19 protein-coding genes are annotated in these 22,427 nt (G+C 73.9%); 3 read left to right on the plus strand and 16 right to left on the minus strand.

The window, feature by feature from the left end; all coding sequences use genetic code 11:
• Window positions 1-13: 13 nt before the first annotated feature.
• From MXD57_RS07475 to hrcA, 4 genes are all read right to left on the minus strand, one after another.
• Window positions 14-766 (minus strand): 16S rRNA (uracil(1498)-N(3))-methyltransferase, encoded by a 753-nt coding sequence (locus tag MXD57_RS07475; RefSeq protein WP_250400520.1) that lies wholly within the window; start codon window positions 764-766, stop codon window positions 14-16.
• Complete coding sequence (locus tag MXD57_RS07480) at window positions 763-1,839, minus strand: nitronate monooxygenase (RefSeq protein WP_250400521.1); 1,077 nt, start codon at window positions 1,837-1,839, stop codon at window positions 763-765. Before MXD57_RS07480 ends, MXD57_RS07475 begins: the two co-directional genes overlap by 4 nt.
• Before the next feature lie 172 nt (window positions 1,840-2,011).
• Window positions 2,012-3,148 (minus strand): molecular chaperone DnaJ, encoded by a 1,137-nt coding sequence (gene dnaJ, locus MXD57_RS07485; protein ID WP_250400522.1) that lies wholly within the window; start codon window positions 3,146-3,148, stop codon window positions 2,012-2,014.
• Window positions 3,149-4,165, minus strand: coding sequence for a heat-inducible transcriptional repressor HrcA (gene hrcA, locus MXD57_RS07490; RefSeq protein ID WP_250400523.1), 1,017 nt, complete (start codon window positions 4,163-4,165; stop codon window positions 3,149-3,151). It lies immediately after the preceding gene.
• Window positions 4,166-4,326: 161 nt separating this feature from the next.
• Between hrcA and MXD57_RS07495 the strand changes: the two genes are divergently transcribed.
• Both MXD57_RS07495 and MXD57_RS07500 read left to right on the plus strand, forming a co-directional pair.
• Window positions 4,327-5,049, plus strand: a complete 723-nt coding sequence (locus MXD57_RS07495; RefSeq protein WP_250400524.1) for an MBL fold metallo-hydrolase — start codon at window positions 4,327-4,329, stop codon at window positions 5,047-5,049.
• A 34-nt stretch (window positions 5,050-5,083) separates the two neighbouring features.
• Window positions 5,084-5,881: a DUF3097 domain-containing protein gene (locus MXD57_RS07500; RefSeq protein ID WP_250400525.1), complete on the plus strand. Its 798-nt coding sequence runs from the start codon at window positions 5,084-5,086 to the stop codon at window positions 5,879-5,881.
• A 217-nt stretch (window positions 5,882-6,098) separates the two neighbouring features.
• Here the strand turns inward: MXD57_RS07500 and hemW are convergent, their stop codons facing one another.
• From hemW to lepA, 4 genes are all read right to left on the minus strand, one after another.
• The gene (hemW, locus tag MXD57_RS07505; protein WP_250400526.1) at window positions 6,099-7,331 is read right to left on the minus strand and encodes a radical SAM family heme chaperone HemW; all 1,233 of its coding nucleotides are present in this window, start codon (window positions 7,329-7,331) and stop codon (window positions 6,099-6,101) included.
• Between the two features lie 27 nt (window positions 7,332-7,358).
• Complete coding sequence (locus tag MXD57_RS07510) at window positions 7,359-9,164, minus strand: SpoIIE family protein phosphatase (RefSeq protein WP_250400563.1); 1,806 nt, start codon at window positions 9,162-9,164, stop codon at window positions 7,359-7,361.
• A gap of 190 nt (window positions 9,165-9,354) precedes the next feature.
• A complete protein-coding gene (locus MXD57_RS07515; RefSeq protein WP_250400527.1) occupies window positions 9,355-11,229 on the minus strand; it encodes an AMP-dependent synthetase/ligase in 1,875 nt (624 codons plus the stop codon).
• A 261-nt stretch (window positions 11,230-11,490) separates the two neighbouring features.
• Window positions 11,491-13,365: a translation elongation factor 4 gene (lepA, locus tag MXD57_RS07520; protein ID WP_250400528.1), complete on the minus strand. Its 1,875-nt coding sequence runs from the start codon at window positions 13,363-13,365 to the stop codon at window positions 11,491-11,493.
• A gap of 226 nt (window positions 13,366-13,591) precedes the next feature.
• On the opposite strand from lepA, the gene rpsT reads away from it, so the two are divergent.
• Window positions 13,592-13,858 (plus strand): 30S ribosomal protein S20, encoded by a 267-nt coding sequence (gene rpsT, locus MXD57_RS07525; RefSeq protein WP_199210489.1) that lies wholly within the window; start codon window positions 13,592-13,594, stop codon window positions 13,856-13,858.
• A gap of 189 nt (window positions 13,859-14,047) precedes the next feature.
• On the opposite strand, the gene MXD57_RS07530 is transcribed toward rpsT, so the two are convergent.
• The 8 genes from MXD57_RS07530 to MXD57_RS07565 all read right to left on the minus strand — a co-directional run bounded on the left by MXD57_RS07530 (window position 14,048) and on the right by MXD57_RS07565 (window position 22,352).
• Entirely contained in the window at window positions 14,048-14,443 is a 396-nt protein-coding gene (locus MXD57_RS07530) for a nuclear transport factor 2 family protein (protein ID WP_250400529.1), read from the minus strand.
• A 120-nt stretch (window positions 14,444-14,563) separates the two neighbouring features.
• A complete protein-coding gene (gene holA / locus MXD57_RS07535; protein WP_250400530.1) occupies window positions 14,564-15,553 on the minus strand; it encodes a DNA polymerase III subunit delta in 990 nt (329 codons plus the stop codon).
• Between the two features lie 141 nt (window positions 15,554-15,694).
• Entirely contained in the window at window positions 15,695-15,940 is a 246-nt protein-coding gene (locus MXD57_RS07540; RefSeq protein ID WP_250400531.1) for a hypothetical protein, read from the minus strand.
• Between the two features lie 33 nt (window positions 15,941-15,973).
• The gene (locus MXD57_RS07545) at window positions 15,974-16,813 is read right to left on the minus strand and encodes an arylamine N-acetyltransferase family protein (RefSeq protein ID WP_250400532.1); all 840 of its coding nucleotides are present in this window, start codon (window positions 16,811-16,813) and stop codon (window positions 15,974-15,976) included.
• 28 nt (window positions 16,814-16,841) lie between these two features.
• On the minus strand, window positions 16,842-19,424 hold the full coding sequence (locus MXD57_RS07550) for a ComEC/Rec2 family competence protein (RefSeq protein ID WP_250400533.1): 2,583 nt from the start codon (window positions 19,422-19,424) through the stop codon (window positions 16,842-16,844).
• Window positions 19,421-20,563: a ComEA family DNA-binding protein gene (locus tag MXD57_RS07555; RefSeq protein ID WP_250400534.1), complete on the minus strand. Its 1,143-nt coding sequence runs from the start codon at window positions 20,561-20,563 to the stop codon at window positions 19,421-19,423. The genes MXD57_RS07550 and MXD57_RS07555 overlap by 4 nt, the downstream gene beginning before the upstream one ends.
• A gap of 136 nt (window positions 20,564-20,699) precedes the next feature.
• The gene (locus MXD57_RS07560) at window positions 20,700-21,545 is read right to left on the minus strand and encodes a DegV family protein (protein ID WP_250400535.1); all 846 of its coding nucleotides are present in this window, start codon (window positions 21,543-21,545) and stop codon (window positions 20,700-20,702) included.
• 72 nt (window positions 21,546-21,617) lie between these two features.
• Window positions 21,618-22,352, minus strand: a complete 735-nt coding sequence (locus tag MXD57_RS07565; RefSeq protein ID WP_250400536.1) for a hypothetical protein — start codon at window positions 22,350-22,352, stop codon at window positions 21,618-21,620.
• Between the last annotated feature and the right edge of the window lie 75 nt (window positions 22,353-22,427).

A 22,427-nucleotide genomic window follows, 5' to 3' on the forward strand; every position in this document is an offset into this window, starting at 1 on the left:
GTCTCCTCGGTGGTCAGGACCAGCGGCCGGTGCGGCCCAGCAGGAGGGCCGCCGCGGCGGTGCCGGCGGTGGACGTGCGCAGCACGGTGGGCCCCAGCACGCACGGCTTGGCGCCTGACTCCTCGAAGAGCGCCAACTCGTCGCGGGCCACGCCTCCTTCGGGTCCCACGACCAGCACGATCTCACCCTGTGCCGGGAGTTCGGCGGCGGCGAGGGGGACGCTGTCGTGCTCGAAGTCGGAGTGGAGCACGGCGGCGAAGTCGGCCGCCGCGAGCAGGGCGGCGACCTGCTTGGTCGTCGCCGCGTCCGCGACCTCGGGAAAGCGCAGGCGGCGGGACTGCTTGCCGGCCTCGCGGGCGGTGGCGCGCCACTTGGCGAGTGCCTTCTGCCCGCGGTCGCCCTTCCACTGGGTGATGCAGCGCGCGGCCTGCCACGGCACGATCGCGTCGACGCCGGTCTCGGTCATCATCTCCACGGCCAGCTCGCCGCGGTCGCCCTTGGGGAGGGCCTGGACCACGGTGACGCGCGGGCTGGGTTCGGGCTCCACCGGGAAGGCGCGGGGCTCGACCACCAGGTGGTCCTTCCCCGAGGTGCTGAGCACGACCCCGGACGCCCCACGGCCCCGGCCGTCGGTGATCACGACCTCCTCGCCGGGCTGCAACCGCCGCACCGACACCGCGTGCCGCCCCTCGGGGCCCTCCACGTCGATGACCGAGCCGGGGCCCACGCCCTCCAGCGAGTCGACGACGAACACCGGCGCGGTCATCGCGCGTCACCCCCGGCCGACAACGCTGTCCGGGCCGCGACGAGTTCGGCCGTCAGCACCTCCACCAACCGCCCGGCAGGCAGCTCCCGGGCCAGCCGGTGTCCCTGGCCGGCCCACAGCGCCATGCCCTGCGCGTCACCGGCCCGGGCGGCGGCCCTGCGCAGCGGCACCGTCACGTGGTGGACCTCGGGGTAGGCGGCGGGGGCGTAGCGGCCGTGCTCGCGCAGGAAGCGGTTGACCAGGCCGCGCGCGGGGCGGCCGGAGAAGGCCCGGGTCAGCTCGGTGCGGGCGAAGAGGGGGTTGGTCAGGGCCTGCTTGTGCAGGGCGTGGGCGCCGGACTCCGGGGTGGCGAGGAACGCCGTGCCGAGCTGGGCGGCGCTCGCGCCCGCCGCGAGGGCGGCGGCGATCTGGCCGCCGCGCATGATGCCGCCGGTGGCGACGACCGGGATGCGCACGGCCTCGCGGATCTGTGCGAGCAGCGACAGCAGGCCGATGCCCGAGCCGTCGTTCTCGGGGACGTCCCGGTGGGCTCCCTGGTGGCCGCCGGCCTCGACGCCCTGCGCGATCACCGCGTCCGCCCCGGCCCGCTCGACGGCACGCGCCTCCTCCGGCGTGGTGGCGGCGACCAGGGTGATCGTCCCGGCGCGGCGCAGGGAGTCGATGGCCTCGCGCGCCGGGACACCGAAGTGGAAGGAGACCACCGGCACCGGGTCGTCGAGCAGTACGGCGAGCTTGGCGTCGTAGCCGTCGTCCCGGCCGCTGTCCGGGTCGCCCAGCTCGGTCTCGTACCAGGCGGCCTCTCCGGCGAGCTGGTGGGTGTAGACCTCGACGGTGCCGGACTCCGCGTACTCGGGCTGCGGCATGAGGAGGTTCACGCCGAAGGGCCGGCCGGTGAGTCCCCGTAGCTGCTTGATCTCCTGGTACATGCCGTCGGCGGTCTTGTAACCGGCGGCGAGGAATCCGAGCCCGCCCGCCTCGGACACGGCCGCGGCGAGCTGGGGTACGGAGATCCCGCCCGCCATGGGAGCCTGCACGATCGGCCGGGGGAAGAGATCGGTCAGCGCGGAGGACATGCCCGCATGTTGTCACGTCCCGGGGGGAGCACCGAATCGGGTCTTCCTCATGGCACATGCCACTTTCCGGCCCACGGCTCCGGCCCACCGCACCGGCCGGCGGGTGGACCGGGGCCGGGCTCCGGGGGCGACGGCCCCCGGCGGGGCCGGGGAGGCACTGCCCCTTCGGCCCTCAGCGCCCGTTGAACGCGTCCTTCAACCGGGAGAACAGACCCTGCTGCCCCGGCTGGAACTGCCCCTGGGGACGCTCCTCGCCCCGGAGCTTCGCCAGTTCGCGCAGCAACCGCTCCTGCTCGGGATCCAGCTTGGTCGGGGTGGTGACCTCGACGTGCACGATCAGGTCGCCCCGGCCGCCGCCGCGCAGATGCGTGACGCCCCGGTTGTGCAGCGGGATCGACTGGCCGGACTGGGTGCCCGGCCGGATGTCGACCTCCTCCAGGCCGTCCAGCGTCTCCAGCGGGACCTTGGTGCCGAGCGCCGCCGCGGTCATCGGGATGGTGACCGTGCAGTGCAGGTCGTCGCCGCGCCGCTGGAAGGTCGAGTGCGGCAGCTCGTGGATCTCGACGTACAGGTCACCGGCCGGACCGCCGCCGGGGCCGACCTCGCCCTCGCCGGCGAGCTGGATCCGGGTGCCGTTGTCGACACCGGCCGGGATCTTCACGGTGAGGGTGCGGCGGGAGCGCACCCGGCCGTCGCCCGCGCACTCGGGGCACGGGGTCGGCACGACCGTACCGAAGCCCTGGCACTGGGGGCAGGGCCGCGAGGTCATGACCTGGCCCAGGAAGGACCGGGTGACCTGCGACACCTCGCCGCGGCCGCGGCACATGTCACATGTCTGGGCGGTCGTGCCCGGAGCCGCGCCCTCGCCGCTGCAGGTGTTGCAGACGACCGCGGTGTCGACCTGGATGTCCTTGGTCGTGCCGAAGGCCGCCTCGTCCAGCTCGACGTCGATCCGGATCATCGCGTCCTGGCCGCGCCGGGTGCGCGAGCGCGGCCCGCGCTGCGACGCCGTGCCGAAGAACGCGTCCATGATGTCGGAGAAGTTGCCGAAGCCACCGGCCCCGAACCCGCCCGCGCCCGCGCCGCCCGACTGGGAGAGCGGGTCGCCGCCGAGGTCGTAGACCTGCTTCTTCTGCGGGTCCGACAGCACCTCGTAAGCGGCGTTGATCTCCTTGAACCGCTCCTGGGTCTTCGGATCGGGGTTGACGTCCGGGTGCAGCTCGCGCGCGAGCCGACGGAACGCCTTCTTGATCTCATCCTGCGACGCGTCGCGGCGCACGCCGAGAACGGCGTAGTAGTCCGTGGCCACTTACGACTCCGCCAGGATCTGTCCGACGTACCGTGCCACTGCGCGTACCGCTCCCATCGTTCCCGGGTAATCCATGCGGGTCGGTCCGACCACGCCGAGCTTGGCAACCGCCTCGCCGCCCGAACCGTAGCCGACCGACACGACGGACGTGGAGTTGAGTCCCTCGTGTGCGTTCTCGTGCCCGATGCGCACCATCACGCCCGGATCCTTCGCCTCGCCGAGGAGCTTGAGGAGCACGACCTGCTCCTCGAGGGCCTCCAGGACGGGCCGGATCGTGAGGGGAAAGTCATGTCCGAAGCGGGTGAGATTGGCGGTGCCGCCGATCATCAGCCGCTCCTCGTTCTCCTCGACCAGTGTCTCCAGCAGAGTGGAGAGCACTGTGGAGACCGTACCGCGATCCTCGTGCTCGAACGCGTCGGGCAGGTCCTCGACCAGACGCGGCACGTCGGTGAACCGGCGTCCCGCGACCCGGCTGTTGAGCCTCGCCCTGAGGTCGGCGAGGGCAGTCTCCCCGAACGGCGCCGGGCAGTCCACCATCCGCTGCTCGACCCGGCCGGTGTCCGTGATCAGCACGAGCATCACGCGCGCGGGGGCGAGCGAGAGCAGCTCCACGTGCCGCACGGTGGACCGGGTCAGGGACGGGTACTGCACGACGGCGACCTGCCGGGTGAGCTGCGCGAGCAGCCGCACCGTGCGGGCGACGACGTCGTCGAGGTCGACGGCGCCCTCGAGGAAGTTCTGGATCGCCCGGCGCTCGGGCCCCGTCATCGGCTTGACGCCCGCGAGCTTGTCCACGAACAGCCGGTAGCCCTTGTCGGTGGGGATGCGCCCGGCGCTGGTGTGCGGCTGGGCGATGTACCCCTCGTCCTCCAGGGCGGCCATGTCGTTGCGCACGGTCGCCGGGGACACGCCGAGGCCGTGCCGCTCGGTGAGTGCCTTGGAGCCGACCGGCTCCTCGGTGCCCACGTAGTCCTGGACGATGGCGCGCAGCACCTGAAGCCTGCGTTCACTCAGCATCCGCGCGCACCTCCAGCATGTCTTCCGCTCGGCCCTTCGGTTCGTCCGCCTGGCACTCGATGTGCCCGAGTGCCAGCGTTCCCCGGCCAGTGTACGGCCGTGGGGTACTCCCCGGGCAAGGTCGGCCCCGCCGTACCCCGTCCTACCGCTAGCGTCGCGTCATGACCGTGACTTGGGAAGAGCTGGGGTGGGAGCGGTTGGCCGGCGGGGTCGGGCGCTGCCGGCTGCCCGGCTGGGACTGCACCGCGGGCCTGGTGCTGGGGGCGGGTACGGCCCTGATGGTGGACGCCGGGTCGAGCCTCGCCGAGGGTGCGCGGCTGCGGGAGCAGGCGCAGCGGCTCGCGGGGCACCGTGTGACCCATCTCGCGCTCACCCATCCCCACTTCGACCACGTCTTCGGGGCGTCCGCCCTGGCCGGGGCCGAGGTGTACGCGGCGGTCGGCATGGACGCGGTGCTGGCGCGCGGGCGCGAGGAGCTGCGCCTGGACGCCATCAGGAACGGCCTGCCGGTGCCGGACGCCGACGAGGCGGTGGACGCGCCGGCGCGGCCCCGGCACCTGGTCTGCGGGGAGTGGACCCTGGACCTGGGCGGCGGGCGCCAGGTGCTGCTGGCCAACGTGGGTCCCGGCCACACGGCCCACGATCTGGCGGTGCTGGTGCCGGGCGACCCGGAGGTCGTCTTCTGCGGCGATCTGGTGGAGGAGTCGGGGGAACCGCAGGCGGGCCCGGACGCGGTGCCGTCCCGCTGGCCGGACGCGCTCGACCACCTGCTGTCCCTCGGCGGCGAGGACGCGCTGTACGTACCCGGCCACGGAGCGGTGGTGGACGCGGCGTTCGTACGGCGTCAGCGCGAAGAGCTCGCGGCTCGCTTCGGCGTGTCATGAGCACGGACCCGCCGGTTCTCCTATCGTCGTGCGAATGCGCCAGTACACCTCCGATCTGACCCCGCCGTGGAAGAAGCCCCGGCCCGTGCCCGAGGTCGCGGCCCAGCCGGGGCTGGTGGTCGAGGAGCCCGGTACCGGGTTCTGCGGGGCGGTGGTCCGCTGCGAGGCGGGCACGGTGACGCTGGAGGACCGCTTCGGCAAGCACCGGGTGTTCCCGCTGGAACCGCGCGGTTTCCTGCTGGAGGGCAGGGTGGTGACCCTGGTGCGGCCGTCGTCGGGTCCGGCACGGCCCACCCGCACGGCGTCCGGTTCGGTGGCCGTTCCCGGCGCACGCGCGCGCGTGGCCCGCGCCGGCCGCATCTACGTCGAGGGCCGGCACGACGCCGAGCTGGTCGAGAAGGTGTGGGGCGACGACCTGCGCGTCGAGGGCGTGGTGGTGGAGTACCTGGAGGGCGTGGACGACCTGCCGTCGATCGTGGCGGAGTTCGCGCCCGGCCCCGACGCGCGGCTGGGTGTCCTGGTGGACCACCTGGTGCCGGGCACGAAGGAGTGGCGCATCGCCGAGTCGGTGACGAGCGAGCACGCGCTGGTCGTCGGCCACCCGTACATCGACGTCTGGGAGGCGGTGAAGCCCGCCTCGCTGGGCATCCGGTCCTGGCCCCGCGTCCCGCACGGCCAGGACTGGAAGACCGGCGTGTGCCGGTCCCTGGGCTGGCCGGAGAACACGGGCGCGGCCTGGCAGCGGATCCTGTCCCGGGTGCGGTCCTACAAGGACCTGGAGCCGGAGCTGCTGGGCCGCGTGGAGGAACTGATCGACTTCGTCACGGCGTAGCGGGGAGCGGCGGAAGGCGCCGAAGCGGCGCGTGTCGAGATCGATGCCGACGGCCGGCGGTGGCACGAGGTCGCCGAACCTACGCGTCCGCCTGCTCCGGTGGTCCGCCGCCAGGCCTGTCCCGGCGGGCCCCGTCCGCCGCGCACCGTCGGCGGCAGCCCACGAACCACGTCAGGGACGCGATCCCGGCTTCCCGCCGGTTCGCCCTCCGGCGGGATCAGTCCACCAGGTCCCGCACCACCGCGTCCGCCAGCAGGCGGCCGCGCAGGGTCAGGACGGCGCGCCCCTCGTCGTACGGGCCCGCCTGGAGGAGGCCGTCGGACAGGGCGCGTCCTGAGGCCGCCAGGCCCTCCCGACGCAGCAGCGACAGGGGGGCGCCCTCCCGCAGCCGCAGCTCCAGCAGGACCCGCTCCACCCGCCGGTCCTCGTCCGAGAGCAGTTCGCGGCCCGCGCCCGGGGAACGGCCCGCGGCCAGTGCCGCCGCGTAGGCGCCCGGGTGCTTGACGTTCCACCAGCGGACCCCGCCCACGTGCGAGTGGGCCCCGGGACCCGCTCCCCACCAGTCGGCGCCCCGCCAGTACAGCTCGTTGTGCAGACAGCGCCCGGACCGGGACGTGGCCCAGTTGGAGACCTCGTACCACTCGAAGCCCGCGGCGGACAGCGTCTCCTCGGCGATCAGGTAGCGGTCCGCGTGGACGTCGTCGTCCGTCGCCGGGACCTCGCCGCGGCGGATGCGCCGGGCGAGCTGGGTGCCCTCCTCCACGATCAGGGCATAGGCGCTGACGTGGTCGGGGCCCGCGCCGACCGCCGCGTCGAGCGAGGCCCGCCAGTCGTCGTCGCTCTCCCCGGGAGTGCCGTAGATCAGGTCCAGGTTGACATGCTCGAAGCCGGCCGCCCGGGCCTCGGCCACACATGCCTCGGGGCGTCCGGGGGTGTGCGTGCGGTCGAGCACGCGCAGCACGTGCTGCCGCGCGCTCTGCATGCCGAACGAGATCCGGTTGAAGCCGCCCTCCCGGAGGGTGGCGAGGTACGCCGGGTCGACCGACTCCGGGTTCGCCTCGGTCGTGATCTCCGCGTCCGGCGCGAGACCGAACTCGTCGCGGATCGCCGCCAGCGCCCGCACCAGGTCGGCCGCGGCCAGCAGGGTGGGCGTGCCGCCGCCCACGAAGACGGTACGGACCTGGCGGGGGTCGTCGCCCAGGACCTTCCGCGCCAGCCGGATCTCGTCCGTCAGGGTGTCCGCGTAGTTGTCCCGGGACGCGAGCACACCGCCGGTGCCGCGCAGCTCGGTGGCGGTGTACGTGTTGAAGTCGCAGTAGCCGCAGCGGGTCGCGCAGTACGGGACGTGCAGGTAGAACCCTAGGGGGCGGCCGGCGGCCCCGGCGAGCGCGGAGGCGGGCAGCGCGCCGTCGTCGGGGACGGGCTCACCGTCGGGGAGTGCGGAAGGCATGCCCCCCATTGTCCCGTACGGCGGGACTCACCCCGCCTGGAGCACCAGCAGGGCCAGGTCGTCCTCGGGCCGGCCCCCGCCGAAGTCGTGCACGAGGCGGCGGATCCGCTCGGCTATCTCCTCGGCGTTCAGGCCCGCGCAGCCGGACAGGGCCCGGGCGAGCCCGTCGCCGTCGTCGAACTGGCGGGAGCCGGAGCGCCGCTCGGTGACGCCGTCGGTGACGCACAGCATGCTGTCGCCGGGCCGCAGCTCGACGGTCTCGCTGGTGTAGGTCTCGTCCTCCACCACGCCGAGCAGGGTCTGCGGGCGGGCCGCGGTGCGCACCTCGCCGTCGGGGCGCAGCAGCAGTGGCAGGGGGTGCCCGGCGGAGGCGAGGGTGCAGCGGACGCCGCCGTCGGCGTGGGGCGTCAGCTCGCCGTAGAGCAGGGACAGGAAGCGTGTCTGCGGTCCGTCCCCGGCGGCCACGGGGCGGCCGCCGGCCGCGACCAGCGTGCGGGCGGCGGCGTCGGCGGCCTCGGTGGCGTCGTCGAGGAGGAGCTGGTTGAGCCGGTCCAGGACGTCGGCGACCCGGTACCCCTCGCGGGCCAGCAGGCGCAGCCACGGCCGGGCGAGCCCGATCACGACGGCCGCCTCCGGGCCCTTGCCCTGGACGTCGCCCACGGCGAAGCACCAGCGGCCGTCGCCCGCCGGGAACAGGTCGTAGAAGTCGCCGCTCGGGCCGCCCTTGTCGCGGGGTTCGTAGACGAGGGCGCTGCTCATGCCGGGGATCTCGGCCACCGCCCCGGGCAGCAGCCCGCGCTGCAGGACGGCGCTGATGGTGGCCTGCCGGGCGTACTGGCGGGCCGCGCCGATGGCGAGGGCCACCCGGCGGCTCAGGTCCTCCACCAGACCGGTCACCTCATCGGGGAACCGGGGCTGTCCGCACCGCCCGAGGACCAGGGTGCCGAGCGGGCGGCCGCCGGCCATGAGGCGGAAGGCGAGGGCCGTGCCGTGGGTGCCGAGCGCCTCGCCGGGCCACGGGTAGGGCTCCGGGTCGGGGCGCAGGCACTCCGGTGGCCGGGGCGGTTGCTTCTCCAGGGCGAGGTGCAGTTCCTCGGCGCGGTCCTCGTCCGCCACCCACACCCGGGCGGGTACGAGGCCGTCGCCGCCGCGTACGGTCGCCTCGTCCTCCAGCCAGACCGCGCACCAGTCGGCGAGCCGGGGCACGATCAGCCGGCCGGTGAGGGCGGCGACCAGGTTCTCGTCGAGCTGTCCGGCCAGCAGGTCGGAGGCCTCGGCGAGGAAGGAGAGCGCGCCCCGGCCGAGCCAGTCCCGGTCGCGTCCGGCTCCCTGCGGCCGCGGGGCGAGGACCTCGGCGACGCCCAGGTCGGGGGCGGACGGGTCCAGGGGTTCGCCGCCGGGCCGCAGCCGCGCCCAGACGGTCTTGCCGTCCCGGCGGTAGGTGACGCCCCAGGTCTCCGCGAGGGTGGCGACCAGGCGCAGCCCGCGCCCGTACTCCTGCGTCTCGTGCGGTGCCTCGCCGGCACCGGGATCGCGCGGGGCGCGGCACGGATGGCGGTCGCCGACCTCGACGACGAGGGCTCCGGACGCCTCCAGACGCCAGTCCACGTCGATGTCGGTGCCCGCGTGGACGACGGCGTTGGTGACGAGTTCGCTGACGACGGCCATGGCGTCGTCCACGAACCGCCGGGGCGCCTGGGGGACGTCGGCGAGCGCGGCGCGCACCAGGGCGCGGGCGGAGCCCGGGGCGAGCGGACTGCCCGGCAGGCCGGCGTGCCCGCGCACCGTCGGGGCGGGGGCGTCGTTCTCCCGTTGCGTCGGTATGGCCGCCATGTCCATGCGGCCAGGGTGACAGACCGGACGCGAGCCTAAGCGGTGAGTCACCGAAGCGGGCGGCAACGCGTGAGAACTGTGCTACCGAGGCGCAGGAAGACGGTCAGTTCCGGACGGGAAGCGGCGCGAGTCGTAAGGGGGCGGGGACCGCACCGGGCGCGGCCCCCGCCGTCCTCACGCTTCGGCGGCGTCAGGATTCACGGGTTCCCGCGTACATCTCGTCGATGAGGTGCTTGTACTCCCGCTCCACGACGGGCCGCTTCAGCTTCAGGCTCGGCGTGATCTCGCCGTGCTCCACATCGAGGTCACGGGGCAGCAGCCGGTACTTCTTGATGGTCTGCCAGCGCTGCAGGCCCTCGTTGAGCTCCTTGACGTAGCCGTCGACCATCTCGACGGTCTGCGGCGCGGCCACCACCTCGGCGTACGACCTGCCGTCGAGTCCGTTGTCCTTGGCCCACTGCAGGATGGCGGCCTCGTCGAGGGCGATGAGGGCGGTGCAGTAGTTCCGGTCGGCGCCGTGCACCAGGATGTTGGAGACGTACGGGCACACCGCCTTGAACTGGCCCTCGACCTCGGCCGGGGCGACGTACTTGCCGCCGGAGGTCTTGATGAGGTCCTTCTTGCGGTCGGTGATCCGCAGGTAGCCGTCGGGGGACAGCTCGCCGATGTCACCGGTGTGGAACCAGCCGTCGGACTCCAGCACCTCGGCGGTCTTCTCGGGCTGCTGGTGGTAGCCGTCCATGATGCCGGGGCCGCGCAGCAGGATCTCGCCGTCGTCGGCGATGCGGACCTCGGTGCCGGGCAGGGGCTTGCCGACGGTGCCGGTGCGGTAGGCCTCGCCGGGGTTGACGAAGGAGGCCGCGGAGGACTCGGTGAGGCCGTAGCCCTCCAGGATGTGGATGCCGGCGCCGGCGAAGAAGAAGCCGATCTCGGGGGCCAGCGCGGAGGCGCCGGAGACACAGGCGCGCAGCCGCCCGCCGAAGGCCTCGCGGAGCTTGCCGTAGACGAGGGTGTCGGCGACCTTGTGCTTGGAGGCCAGGCCGAACGGCACCGAGTGGGCGCCGGTGCGGCGGAAGTTGTCCTGCGAGACCTTGGCGTACTCGCGGGCCACCTCGGCGGCCCACTGGAAGATCTTGTACTTGGCCGCACCGCCCTCGCGGGCCTTGGCCGCGACGCCGTTGTACACCTTCTCGAAGATGCGCGGCACGGCCGCCATGTACGTCGGCCGCACCACCGGGAGATTCTCGATGATCTTGTCGACCCGGCCGTCGACCGCGGTGACGTGCCCGACCTCGATCTGCCCCGAGGTGAGCACCTTGCCGAAGACGTGCGCCAGCGGCAGCCACAGGTACTGCACGTCGTTCCCGTCGACCAGACCGGTCGCGGCGATCGCCTTGGCCATGTACGCCCAGTTGTCGTGCGGCAGGCGCACGCCCTTGGGGCGGCCGGTGGTGCCCGAGGTGTAGATCAGGGTGGCGAGCTGGTCCCCGGTGATCGCACCGACCCGCTCCTTGATCAGCTCGGGGTGCTTCTCCAGATGGGCGGCGCCGCGCTGCTCCAGCTCGGCGAGGGTGGTCACCCAGTCGTCGGTCTCGACGCCGGCCGGGTCGATGACGACGACCTTGGTCAGCGCGGGCAGCTCGGCGCGCTTCTCCACGGCCTTGGCGAGCTGGGCCGCGTCCTCGGCGATCAGCACCCTGCTGTCGGAGTCCGAGAGGATGAACGCCGACTCGTCGGCGTTGGTCTGCGGGTAGATCGTGGTGGTGGCACCGCCCGCGCACATGATGCCGAGGTCGGCGAGGATCCACTCGACCCGGGTGGAGGCGGCGAGCGCCACCCGCTGCTCCGGCTGGAGGCCCAGTTCGATGAGGCCGGCGGCGATGGCGTAGACCCGCTCGGCCGCCTCGCCCCAGGTCAGCGACCTCCAGTCGTCGGGACCCTCCCCGGAGGCCGGGGGCACGGGATGGCGGTAGGCCTCGGCGTCCGGTGTGGCCGCCACGCGCTCCAGGAAGAGGGCCGCCACGGACGGCGGACGGTTCTCGATCAGGGTCTGTGTGTCGCTCACGACATCCTCCGGGGCCCGCGACGGTGCGGCTGGCTCAGGTGCGGCTGGGTTGACTCACGGTGGGATTGGGACTCGTTGTTTAACTCGCGAGTAACTATCGAGCAGGCATCAGGGTAAGGGGCGACCGGCCGCTGCGTAAGGGGCACCGGCCTGTCACTTTCCCCGCGGCGCGGTGCCACGCGCGCACAGGGGCCCGCCGCGCTTTCGCACGACGAGCCCCTCGGTGTCCGTTTTGCGCATGTGACCGGCTGTAACCTCCGGTTACTTCTTGCCCTTGCCCGACCCCGCGCTGTCATCGCTGGACAGGACGGCGATGAAGGCCTCCTGCGGAACCTCCACGGAACCCACCATCTTCATCCGCTTCTTGCCTTCCTTCTGCTTCTCCAGCAGCTTCCGCTTGCGGGAGATGTCGCCGCCGTAGCACTTGGCGAGGACGTCCTTGCGGATGGCGCGGATGGTCTCGCGGGCGATGACCCGGGAGCCGATGGCGGCCTGGATGGGCACCTCGAAGGCCTGCCGCGGGATGAGCTCGCGCAGCTTGGCGACGAGCCGCACGCCGTACGCGTAGGCCGCGTCCTTGTGGGTGATCGCCGAGAAGGCGTCCACCTTGTCGCCGTGCAGCAGGATGTCGACCTTGACCAGGCTCGACGTCTGCTCGCCGGTGGGCTCGTAGTCCAGCGAGGCGTAGCCGCGGGTCTTGGACTTCAGCTGGTCGAAGAAGTCGAAGACGATCTCCGCGAGCGGCAGCGTGTAGCGGATCTCGACCCGGTCCTCCGAGAGGTAGTCCATGCCGAGCAGGGTGCCGCGCCGGGTCTGGCACAGCTCCATGATCGAGCCGATGAACTCGGTGGGCGCCAGGATGGTGGCGCGCACGACGGGCTCGTAGACCTCGTTGATCTTGCCTTCGGGGAACTCGCTGGGGTTGGTGACCGTGTGCTCGGTGCCGTCCTCCATGAGCACGCGGTAGACCACGTTGGGGGCGGTGGCGATCAGGTCCAGCCCGAACTCGCGCTCCAGCCGCTCGCGGATCACGTCCAGGTGCAGCAGGCCGAGGAAACCGACGCGGAAACCGAAGCCGAGGGCGGCGGACGTCTCCGGCTCGTAGACCAGCGCGGCGTCGTTGAGCTGCAGCTTGTCCAGGGCCTCGCGCAGCTCGGGGTAGTCGGAGCCGTCCAGCGGATACAGGCCCGAGAAGACCATGGGCTTGGGGTCCTTGTAGCCGCCGAGCGGCTCCGTGGCGCCCTTGGCCTGGCTGGTGACGGTGTCACCGACCTTGGACTGGCGGACGTCCTTCACACCGGTGATCAGGTAGCCCACCTCACCCACGCCGAGGCCGTCGGCGGGGAGCATCTCGGGCGAGTTGGTCCCGATCTCCAGCAGCTCGTGCGTGGCGCCCGTCGACATCATGCGGATGCGCTCGCGCTTGTTGAGCTGGCCGTCGATGACACGGACGTACGTCACGACACCGCGGTAGGAGTCGTAGACCGAGTCGAAGATCATCGCGCGGGCGGGGGCGTCGGCGACCCCGACCGGCGCCGGGATCTCCCTGACCACCTTGTTCAGCAGGGCGTCGACGCCCAGACCGGTCTTGGCGGAGACCTTGAGGACGTCGTCCGGGTCGCAGCCGACCAGGTTCGCCAGCTCCTCGGCGAACTTCTCCGGCTGCGCGGCCGGCAGGTCGATCTTGTTCAGCACGGGGATGATCGTGAGGTCGTTCTCCATCGCCAGGTAGAGGTTGGCGAGGGTCTGCGCCTCGATGCCCTGGGCGGCGTCGACGAGGAGGATGGTCCCCTCACAGGCGGCCAGTGACCGCGACACCTCGTAGGTGAAGTCGACGTGCCCCGGAGTGTCGATCATGTTGAGGATGTGGGCCGTGCCCTGGTCGGGGCCCTCGGTCGGGGCCCAGGGCAGACGCACCGCCTGGGACTTGATCGTGATGCCGCGCTCGCGCTCGATGTCCATCCGGTCGAGGTACTGAGCACGCATCTGCCGCTGCTCGACCACACCGGTCAGCTGGAGCATCCGGTCGGCGAGCGTGGACTTGCCGTGGTCGATGTGCGCGATGATGCAGAAGTTGCGGATCAGGGCCGGGTCGGTGCGGCTCGGCTCGGGCACATGGTTAGGGGTCGCGGGCACGCAGGGTCCTGTCTCTTGAGGCGCCTTATGCCTCGGGTCGGATCGATACGTAGTCTCCATGGTCCCACGCGGAGGGACCGGAGACCGTTTTGGGCCGCTCGCAGGGCCACTGGTACTGTAGATGGCTGTGCCTCATGCCCTCTCAGCACGAGGCACTACCAGGAAATTTTGGATCACCGGCGCGGGACCCCAACGGCCCCGCACCAGAACCTGAAAAGGCTCCTTCGTGGCGAACATCAAGTCCCAGATCAAGCGGATCAAGACCAACGAGAAGGCCCGGCTGCGCAACAAGGCCGTCAAGTCCTCCCTGAAGACCGCGATCCGCAAGGCCCGTGAGGCCGCTGCCGCGGGTGACACCGAGAAGGCCACCGAGCTGCAGCGCGCTGCCGCGCGTGCGCTCGACAAGGCCGTCTCCAAGGGCGTCATCCACAAGAACCAGGCCGCCAACAAGAAGTCGGCGCTCGCTTCCAAGGTCGCGTCCCTCCAGGGCTGAACCTCCTTTGTGATCTGACCGCCGGAAGGACCCAGAGCGGGCCCTCTCTCATCCGCTCCCGTCCGGCACCCCGGATCCGTACGCGGCCTGCGTTCGCCACGCGGGTGCGGATCCCCCGTTGTGATCCGAAGGCCCCGGCGCTCTCCCTTCCCCAGGGCGGGCGGCGGGGCCTTCGGCATGCCGCGGGCCTCAGCCCCAGAACCGGTTCTCCTCGTCCACGTCGTCGACGCACTCGTCGATGTCGGTGATCCTGTCGCCGACGACACGCAGGACGAGGCATCCGTCCGCACGGTGGCTTCTGCCCTCGCGCTCGGCGGTGATGCGGTGCAGGGCCACGGCATGGCCCCGGCCGTCGACGAACACATGACGCAGCTCGGCGCGGAAGCTGCCACCGGTCTCCTGGAAGAGGCGGCGGTACATGCCGATCACCGCGTCCTGGCCCTTGAAGTCGCCCGAGAGCGCGTGGCTGCCAGGCACGTGGTGGGTGACGTCCGCCGTCATCAGCCCGCGCAGGGCGTCCAGATCGGCGCGGAGGAAGGCCGCGTAGGCCTCGCGGACGAGGGTCGCGTGCGGGTGCTCAGCCATGGCGATCGCCATCTTCCCGTGTGTCTGCGACGGACGGCGGACACCTACGATTCTCCTCGCCGACCGCCGCCGGGCGACTCGATCAGAGGGTGCCGCGACGGCGGAGTACGGCCCCCGCCGTCAGCCCCGGCCTCGGGAGCGCGCGGCCCGGGCGATGGTCACGACCGCCTTCTCCAGCGCGTACTCGGGGTCGTCGCCGCCGCCCTTCACACCCGCGTCGGCCTCGGCGACCGCGCGCAGCGCCACGGCCACTGCGTCCGGTGTCCAGCCCCGCATCTGCTGGCGCACCCGGTCGATCTTCCAGGGCGGCATGCCCAGCTCCCGCGCGAGGTCCGCGGGCCGGCCACCGCGGGCCGAGGAGAGCTTGCCGATCGCCCGCACTCCCTGGGCGAGCGCGCTGGTGATGAGCACCGGGGCCACGCCGGTCGCCAGCGACCACCGGAGCGCTTCCAGCGCCTCCGCCGTCCGCCCCTCCACGGCCCGGTCGGCGACCGTGAAGCTGGAGGCCTCGGCCCGCCCGGTGTAGTACCGGCCGACGACCGCCTCGTCGATCGTCCTCTCGACGTCGGCGACGAGCTGCGACACCGCGGAGGCCAGCTCCCGCAGATCGCTGCCGATGGCGTCGCAGAGCGCCTGGCAGGCCTCCGGCGTCGCCGACCGGCCGAACGAGCGGAACTCCCCCCGTACGAAGGCCAGCCGGTCCGCGGGCTTGGTCATCTTCGGGCAGGCCACCTCCCGCGCGCCCGCCTTGCGCGCCGCGTCCAGCAGCCCCTTGCCCTTGGCGCCGCCCGCGTGCAGCAGCACGAGGGTGATCTCCTCCGCGGGCGACCCGAGGTACGCCTTCACGTCCTTGACGGTGTCGGCGGGGAGATCCTGCGCGTTGCGTACGACCACGACCTTGCGCTCGGCGAAGAGCGAGGGGCTCGTCAGTTCGGCGAGCGTGCCGGGCTGCAACTGGTCCGGCGCCAGGTCCCGTACGTCGGTGTCGGCGTCGGCGGCCCGGGCGGCGGCCACCACCTCCTGCACGGCACGGTCGAGCAGCAGGTCCTCCTGGCCCACGGCGAGGGTCACCGGGGCGAGAGGCTCGTCATTCGCAGTCTTTCTGGCCATCGCCTACAGCATCCCACGCGGCACTGACAGCGACCGGCCCGCGGGCCCCGGCCCGACCCCGGCCCGACCCGGGCGGCGGGGCTCCGGGGCGGCGGGGCTCCGGGGCTCCGGGGTCAAGGCGGCGGGGCGGCGGGGCGGCGGTCAGGGCTCCTCGCGCCAGCCGTCCCACCGGCCCGCGAACGCGTCCAGCTCGGCGGGGTCGAGCCGGCCCGCCTCGTCGCGCAGTGCCAGCAGCCACTGGGCGTCCTCGGCGTCGTCCTCGCCGGCCAGGGCGTCCCGCACCGGCCGAGGAACCTCGTCGACGCCGAAGTGCTCCGCGAGCGCCTCGGCCACCTCCTCGGCGGCGTCGCGGTCGGGCAGCACCAGCACATGTCTCACATCGTTCACGGGCACATTCTCGGGCACCGGGGACGGGCCCGTTCAGCCGGCACCGCTCCGCTGCCGCACCGTCGGCACGGCGGCGGGCCCGATCCCGAACTCCTCCCGGTACAACGCCAGCACCTCCTCGTCCGTCGCCGCCTCCCGGGTCTCCTTCCTCCCGCCGGGTGCCGTGATCGTCAGCGCGCGTCCGCTGAGGGTGATCCGCCCGCCGTCCCCGGTCACCCGCGAGCACACCAGGGACCGGGTGAAGTGCGAACGGGGCGAGGTGCTGTGCCACCAGGCGCCGCCCGCGAAGTCACCGAGCGCCCGCGGCCGCTGCTCCAGCCGGTACCGCGGCCGCCCGTCCCGGAGCACGTCCAGGTCCGCGCCCCCGGTCGCCGGCCCCGCACCGGTCACGCCGGCCGGGTCGGGACCGGACTCCGTCACCCGGAACGTCCCGCCGGGGTCCGGCTGCTCACCGCGCTCGGCCGCCGCCAGCGGAAAGTGGCTGTGCGCCCCGAACCCGACATCCGCGAGCCAGTCGGTGCCGTCCGCCGCGCGCACCCGCAGCGCGAGATGGTCGTACGGGATGCCGAGGCGCCCCTCCTCCCCGTACACCCGGCCCGCCAGCAACGCGACCTCGTAGCCGAGGGCGGCCAGCAACGCCCCGAAGGCGCCGTTCAGTTCGTAGCAGAAGCCGCCCCGCCGACGTCCGACCACCTTGTCCAGCAACCGCTCCTCCTCCAGGACGATCTCCTCGCCCAGATGGATGGAGAGGTTCTCGAAGGGGACGGTCCGCAGATGGCGCAGGTGCAGCTCGCGCAGCGCCTCGGCGGTGGGGTGCTGCGGGCGCGCGGCCCCGATGCGGCGGAGGTAGGCGTCCGCCTGGGCTGAGTTCATGCGCCCAGTCTGGGCGAACACCCGCCGCTCAGTCTCCCGTCACCCGCACCTCCCCCCGCGTCCCGCCGTCACCGACGACCGCGAGCGCCCCGTCCCGGTCGGTGCGCAGCACCACGGCCCCACCGGCCCGCAGCGCGGCCACGGTCGCCGGTGCCGGGTGGCCGTAGGGGTTGCCGGCACCGGTGGAGACGAGCGCCACCCGCGGGGCGGCCAGCCGTATCAGGTACGGGTCCTGGTACGCCGAGCCGTGGTGGGCCACCTTCAGCACGTCCACACCCGCGAGTTCGGCCGCGTCCGGGGACCGCGACAGGGCCTGCTGGGCCGGGGGTTCGAGGTCACCGAGCAGCAGCAGCCGCAGCCCGCCGGAGCGCACGAGCAGGACGACGCTGGCATCGTTCGGGCCGTCTGGTTCCGGTGCCGGTGCCAGGCCCGGGCCTGGCGCCGCGGGCGGCCACAGCACTCGCCAGCTCAGCGCCCCGCTGCGCCGCTCCTCCCCGGCCGCCGCCGTACTGAGCGGGATGTTCCGTCGCGCCGCCTCCCTTCTGACGAACTCGGCCTGGTCGGCGGGTTGCGCGTAGTACGTGGTCTCGATCGCGGCCACCGAGCGGCCCCGCAGCACACCGGGCAGACCGGTGACGTGGTCGGCGTGGAAATGGGTCAGGACCAGCAGCGGGACCCGGGTGACGCCGAGCGCCCGCAGGCAGTGGTCCACCCGTTCCGGATCCGGTCCGGCGTCCACCACCACTCCGGCCCCGTCACCGGCCGCCAGCACGGTGGCGTCACCCTGCCCGACGTCGCACATCGCGTACCGCCAGCCCGGGGGCGGCCAGCCTGTGATCACCCGGGTCAGCGGCGCCGGCCGGACCAAGGCCAGCAGGAGCAGCACGGCTGCCGCGGCACACCACCAGGGGTGCCTCAGCAGCCGCCGTCCGACCGGCGGGACGGCCGCGACGACCGCCGCGAGCAGCAGCGCCCCGGTCCGGCTCGCCGGCCAGTCCACTCCCGCGCCGGGCAGTGCCGCGCCGGTCCGCGCGATCCACGCGATCCATCCGGCGGGCAGGCCGGCGCACCACGCCAGCGCCTCGGCCCCGGGCATCGCCACCGGCGCGACGGCCAGCGCCGCGAACCCCAGCACCGTGGCCGGGGCGACCGCCACCTCGGCCAGCAGGTTGCAGGGCACCGCCACCAGGCTCACCCGGGCCGACAGCAGCGCCACGACCGGCGCGCACACGGCCTGTGCGGTGGCGGCCGCGGCCAGCGCCTCGGCGAGCCGGGCCGGCACCCGGCGCCGCCGCAGGGCCTCGCTCCAGCCGGGTGCCAGCAGCAACAGCGCACCGGTGGCCAGTACGGAGAGCAGGAACCCGTGGCTGCGGGCCAGCCAGGGGTCGTACAGCACCAGCAGCAGTACGGCCGTGGCGAGGGCGGGGAGCATGGATCGGCGGCGTCCGGTGGCCAGGGCGAGAAGGGCGACCGAGCCGCAGGCCGCGGCCCGCAGCACGCTGGGGTCCGGCCGGCACACGATCACGAAGCCGAGCGTGAGCCCTGCCGCCGGCACCGCGGTCGCCCGCAGCGGAAGTCCCAGACGCGGGGCGAGTCCGCGGCGCTCGGCGCGCTGGGCCAGCCCGGGTGGGCCGAGGAGCAGGGCGAGCAGGATCGTGAGGTTGCTGCCCGAGACGGCGAGCAGGTGCGTGAGGTCCGTCTCCTTGAAGGCCTCGTCGAGTTCCGGCGTGATCCGTGAGGTGTCGCCGACGACCAGCCCGGGCAGCAGCGCCCGGGCGTCCGCGGGCAGTTCCCCGGTCGCCTCCCGCAGCCCGGCCCTGAGCCGGCCCGCCAGCCGCTGCGGACCGCTCGGCCCCGCCACGATCTCCGGCTCCGGATCACCGCGCACGCGGAGCACGGCCGCCGTGCGGTCCCCTCCGGTCAGGGCGGGTGCCAGCCGGGCGGTCACCCGCAGCCGGGTGGACGGCAGCAGCCCGAGCCAGGCGCGGCGCGCCTCGCCCGGCCCCGGCGCCGTGCGCGCCGCCTCGCCGGGGGGCGGCCTCGGCGCCGGGACGTCCCGGTCCACGACCAACAGGACCGGGCTCCGCGTCCGCGTGGTCCTCCCGTCGTCCCGCTCGACGCGCCGCACCTCCGCCCGGGCCAGCACCGCCACCGGCGCCGCGTGGTCGCCCCGCACCCGCGGCCTGCTGAGCCACGGGTCGCCGCTCAGCTCGACCTCGGCGGTCACGGCGGCGAAACGCCGTGCCGACTCCGGCACGGGGCCCCGCCGAACGTCCGCTCCGTGCAACCCGGCGGAGGCGGCGGCCGCCGCCACGCACAGGAGCACCGCGGCGACCGGGGCGCGGGACCCGGCGAGCCGGCCGGGACCGGCCCGTCGACGCGTCGACAGCAGCGCGGCCCCGGCGATGCCGCAGCCGACCGTGAGGACGGCACTCCAGGCCGGCGAGGCGCCGAGCACCACGGCGGCCGTCCCCCAGGCGGCGAGAGCGGACGGCACCAGGCGCAGGTCGGCCGGGGCCTCGGGCTCGCCCGGGTGGCCGCTCCCGCGCCGCTCCCCGTGGGCTTCCCGCGTGGGGCCCGGTCGCCCCGCTCCGGCCTCTCCCCCGCTCATGGCCGCACCATGGCGCGCAGGTCGGCGAATCGGCGGTCGCCGATGCCGTCGACCTGTCGCAGTTCGTCCACCGAGCGGAAACCGCCGTGCCGGGTGCGGTAGTCGATGATGTGCCGGGCCAGCACCGGACCGACCCCGGGCAGGGTGTCGAGCTGGTCCACGGTCGCCGTGCTGAGGGAGACCGGGGCCGCGGGGCCCGGGCCCGCCGCCACGGCGCCCGCGCCGTTGCCGGGGGCGGGCGGGACAGCCGCCGTCCCCGCGGGAGCGCCGACCAGCACCTGCTCGCCGTCCACCAGGAAACGGGCCCGGTTGAGCCCCTCGGTGCTCACCCCCGGCCGCACCCCGCCCGCCGCGCGCAGCGCGTCGGCCACCCGGGAACCCGCCGGAAGCCGCTGGATTCCGGGCCTGCGGACCTTGCCACCGACGTCCACGACGATCTCCACCGCGGGCGCCGTCGGGGCGTCCGCGGCTGACGTGTTCACCGCGGGGACGCCGGTGGACCGGCCCGACTTCGGGTTCTCCTCCTTGCCCCCGTAAGGCGCCTCGGCACGCACCACCCGCGGAGCGCTCACCGTCTGCGTGCGGCCCGACCAGAAGTGCTGGACGGCGAACACGGCGGCCGCCACGAGCACCACGGCCAGCGCGACGACGCCCCGCCGCTCCACCCCGCACCGCGCCTGCAGCCAGACCGGCAGCCGCTCCCGCAGCACGAGCCCGGTCCGCTCCCGCAGGCCCGGCGCGGACCGTGCCTCCGGCTCGAAGCGGCCCGTGGCGGGCGGCGGTCGCGTCCCGTGGACACCGGCCGGGCCGGCGTCGTGGGCCGCGGCAGCCGCTTCGCTCGTTCCGGCCGGAGCGGCCGCTGCCGTGCCCGGCGACCGCGGTCCCGGCGCCGGTCCGGTCGCACCCCCCGTCTGCGCGGGAGGTCGGGTGTCCGGCGGGGCGTTGCCCGATTCCGGCCAGTGCACGGCGTGTTCACCGAAGAGGAGTTCCGCGCGGCGGCGCAGGTCCTCGGCCGGCGCGGGCGCGCGGTGCCGGACGCGGGGGCGGTCGGCGGGGCGGCGGACGCGGCCGTCGGAGGCGGGGCCGCGGCCCGGTCCACTGGTCGGGGTGGCGGTGCGTGAACGCGGTCGAAGTGCCATGCGACGAGGTTCGGGCATCGCGCCGACTCGCGATGATCTTGGTCAATTCCCGTGGACGGCCGCCCCGTTGTGGACAACTCCACCACCCGCCCGGGTGATCACATCCGGTGCGACCGCAGCGCCGGACCGAGCCGGCTCAGCGCGGCGAGACGACCGCGCCCAGCAGCCCGGGCCCGGTGTGCGCGCCGATCACCGCGCCGACCTCGCTGACGTGCAGGTCGGCCAGCCGGGGCACCCGGGTTCGCAGCCGCTCGGCGAGGGCGGACGCCCGGTCGGGCGCGGCGAGGTGGTGGACGGCGATGTCCACCTCGGCACCGCCCGCCCGGTCGGCGGCGATCTCCTCCAGGCGAGCGATCGCCCGGGTCGCCGTGCGGACCTTTTCCAGGGGTTCGATGCGCCCGCCGCGTAGCTGGAGCAGCGGCTTGACGGCCAGGGCGGAACCGAGCAGGGCCTGGGCGGCGCCGATACGCCCGCCGCGGCGCAGGTAGTCGAGCGTGTCGACGTAGAAGTAGGCGGAGGTGCCGGCGGCCCGCTTCTCCGCGGCGGTGACGGCCTCGTCCACGCCGGCGCCCGCCTCCGCCGCCTCGGCGGCGGCCAGGGCGCAGAAGCCCAGGGCCATCGCGATCATCCCGGTGTCCACGACCCGCACCGCGACCGGCGCCTCGCGCGCCGCGACGACCGCCGCGTCGTAGGTGCCGGACAGCTCGGCGGACAGGTGCAGGGAGACGATGGCGCCGGCGCCGGACTCGGCGACCCTGCGGTAGGTCTCCGCGAACGTCTGCGGGCTGGGCCGGGAGGTGGTGACCGGACGCCGTTTCTGCAGCGCCTGGGCGAGGGATCGGGTCGAGATCTCGGTGCCCTCTTCGAGTGCCTGGTCACCGAGGACCACGGTCAGGGGCACCGCGGTGATGCCGTGGCGCTCCATCGTCCGTGGCGGCAGGTAGGCCGTTGAATCGGTGACGATCGCGACATGGCGGGACATGAGCTGGAGGTTACCTGCCGGGGTGCCCGTGCGGCAGACCGGCCCCTGTCCGCCGGTCCCGGGGCGGTCCGGTCAAGTGGTGCTCTCGGGGCGCGGGTTCTTCTGCCAGGGGTGGGCCTGTCGCGGCGGTGGCGGGGTGAGCGAGGCCGGTGCGGGCGTCTCGCCGGAGCGGGACGCCCGCGGGTCGCGCCCGGGCTGCCCCCCGGCGGTGCCGTCGGGCGCCGCGGGGGCGTCCTGCCACGCCCGCGCCTGCTGGGGCTCGGTGTCCGTCCAGTGCCGCAGGGCGCCCGTCTCGATGTCGATCTGTGCGCTGAGCGCGTCCAGGTCGTCCTCGGCGAAACGGTGGGACCGGTCACGGGCCGCCCAGCGGAGCGAGTCCGCGGAGTGGGTGATCCGCTCCGTGCGGCGACGCAGTCCGGGAAGGTGCGCGGCGAGCGTCGTCCGGTCCGGCTCGGACTCCAGGCGCTTGAGGTCGGCGTCCAGCTCCTGCCCGTGGGCGCTGAGTCGCTGGAAGAGGCCGAGGGACTCCCGGAGCGACTCGTCCTCGGCCACGCCCGCGTGCAGCGCGTCCTGGGTGGCGCGCATCGAGCTGCGCAGCGTGAGCCGCAGCTGGGCGATCTCGGCGGCCGGGCCGACCTGCGCGATGGATCTGGCGCGCAGGGTGTGGTCCTCGACCGTGCGGCGGGCCTGCGCGATCGTGCGGTCCACGCCGCGCTTGGCGGCGCCGACGGCCTTGACCGTCGCGTACACGCCGAGGGCCACGAAGACCAGGAACAGCAGGGCGAACACGGTGATCACTGTTTCCATGCCGTTCCTCCCGGGCCGGGTGCGGCGTGCGCCGCTGTGCTCTCCACCGTAAACGCAGCGGGCGGGCCCGGGGTT

Origin of the sequence: Streptomyces cellostaticus, assembly GCF_023630175.1 — a bacterium.
Lineage (GTDB): Bacteria > Actinomycetota > Actinomycetes > Streptomycetales > Streptomycetaceae > Streptomyces > Streptomyces cellostaticus_A.

Coding starts and splice junctions, on each gene's coding strand:
- MXD57_RS07475 (WP_250400520.1), bottom strand. CDS start 766: ATGACCGCGCCGGTGTTCGTCGTCGACTCGCTGGAGGGCGTGGGCCCC.
- MXD57_RS07480 (WP_250400521.1), bottom strand. CDS start 1,839: ATGTCCTCCGCGCTGACCGATCTCTTCCCCCGGCCGATCGTGCAGGCT.
- hrcA (WP_250400523.1), bottom strand. CDS start 4,165: ATGCTGAGTGAACGCAGGCTTCAGGTGCTGCGCGCCATCGTCCAGGAC.
- MXD57_RS07495 (WP_250400524.1), top strand. CDS start 4,327: ATGACCGTGACTTGGGAAGAGCTGGGGTGGGAGCGGTTGGCCGGCGGG.
- MXD57_RS07500 (WP_250400525.1), top strand. CDS start 5,084: ATGCGCCAGTACACCTCCGATCTGACCCCGCCGTGGAAGAAGCCCCGG.
- hemW (WP_250400526.1), bottom strand. CDS start 7,331: ATGCCTTCCGCACTCCCCGACGGTGAGCCCGTCCCCGACGACGGCGCG.
- MXD57_RS07510 (WP_250400563.1), bottom strand. CDS start 9,164: ATGGCGGCCATACCGACGCAACGGGAGAACGACGCCCCCGCCCCGACG.
- MXD57_RS07530 (WP_250400529.1), bottom strand. CDS start 14,443: ATGGCTGAGCACCCGCACGCGACCCTCGTCCGCGAGGCCTACGCGGCC.
- holA (WP_250400530.1), bottom strand. CDS start 15,553: ATGGCCAGAAAGACTGCGAATGACGAGCCTCTCGCCCCGGTGACCCTC.
- MXD57_RS07545 (WP_250400532.1), bottom strand. CDS start 16,813: ATGAACTCAGCCCAGGCGGACGCCTACCTCCGCCGCATCGGGGCCGCG.
- MXD57_RS07550 (WP_250400533.1), bottom strand. CDS start 19,424: ATGAGCGGGGGAGAGGCCGGAGCGGGGCGACCGGGCCCCACGCGGGAA.
- MXD57_RS07555 (WP_250400534.1), bottom strand. CDS start 20,563: ATGGCACTTCGACCGCGTTCACGCACCGCCACCCCGACCAGTGGACCG.
- MXD57_RS07560 (WP_250400535.1), bottom strand. CDS start 21,545: ATGTCCCGCCATGTCGCGATCGTCACCGATTCAACGGCCTACCTGCCG.
- MXD57_RS07565 (WP_250400536.1), bottom strand. CDS start 22,352: ATGGAAACAGTGATCACCGTGTTCGCCCTGCTGTTCCTGGTCTTCGTG.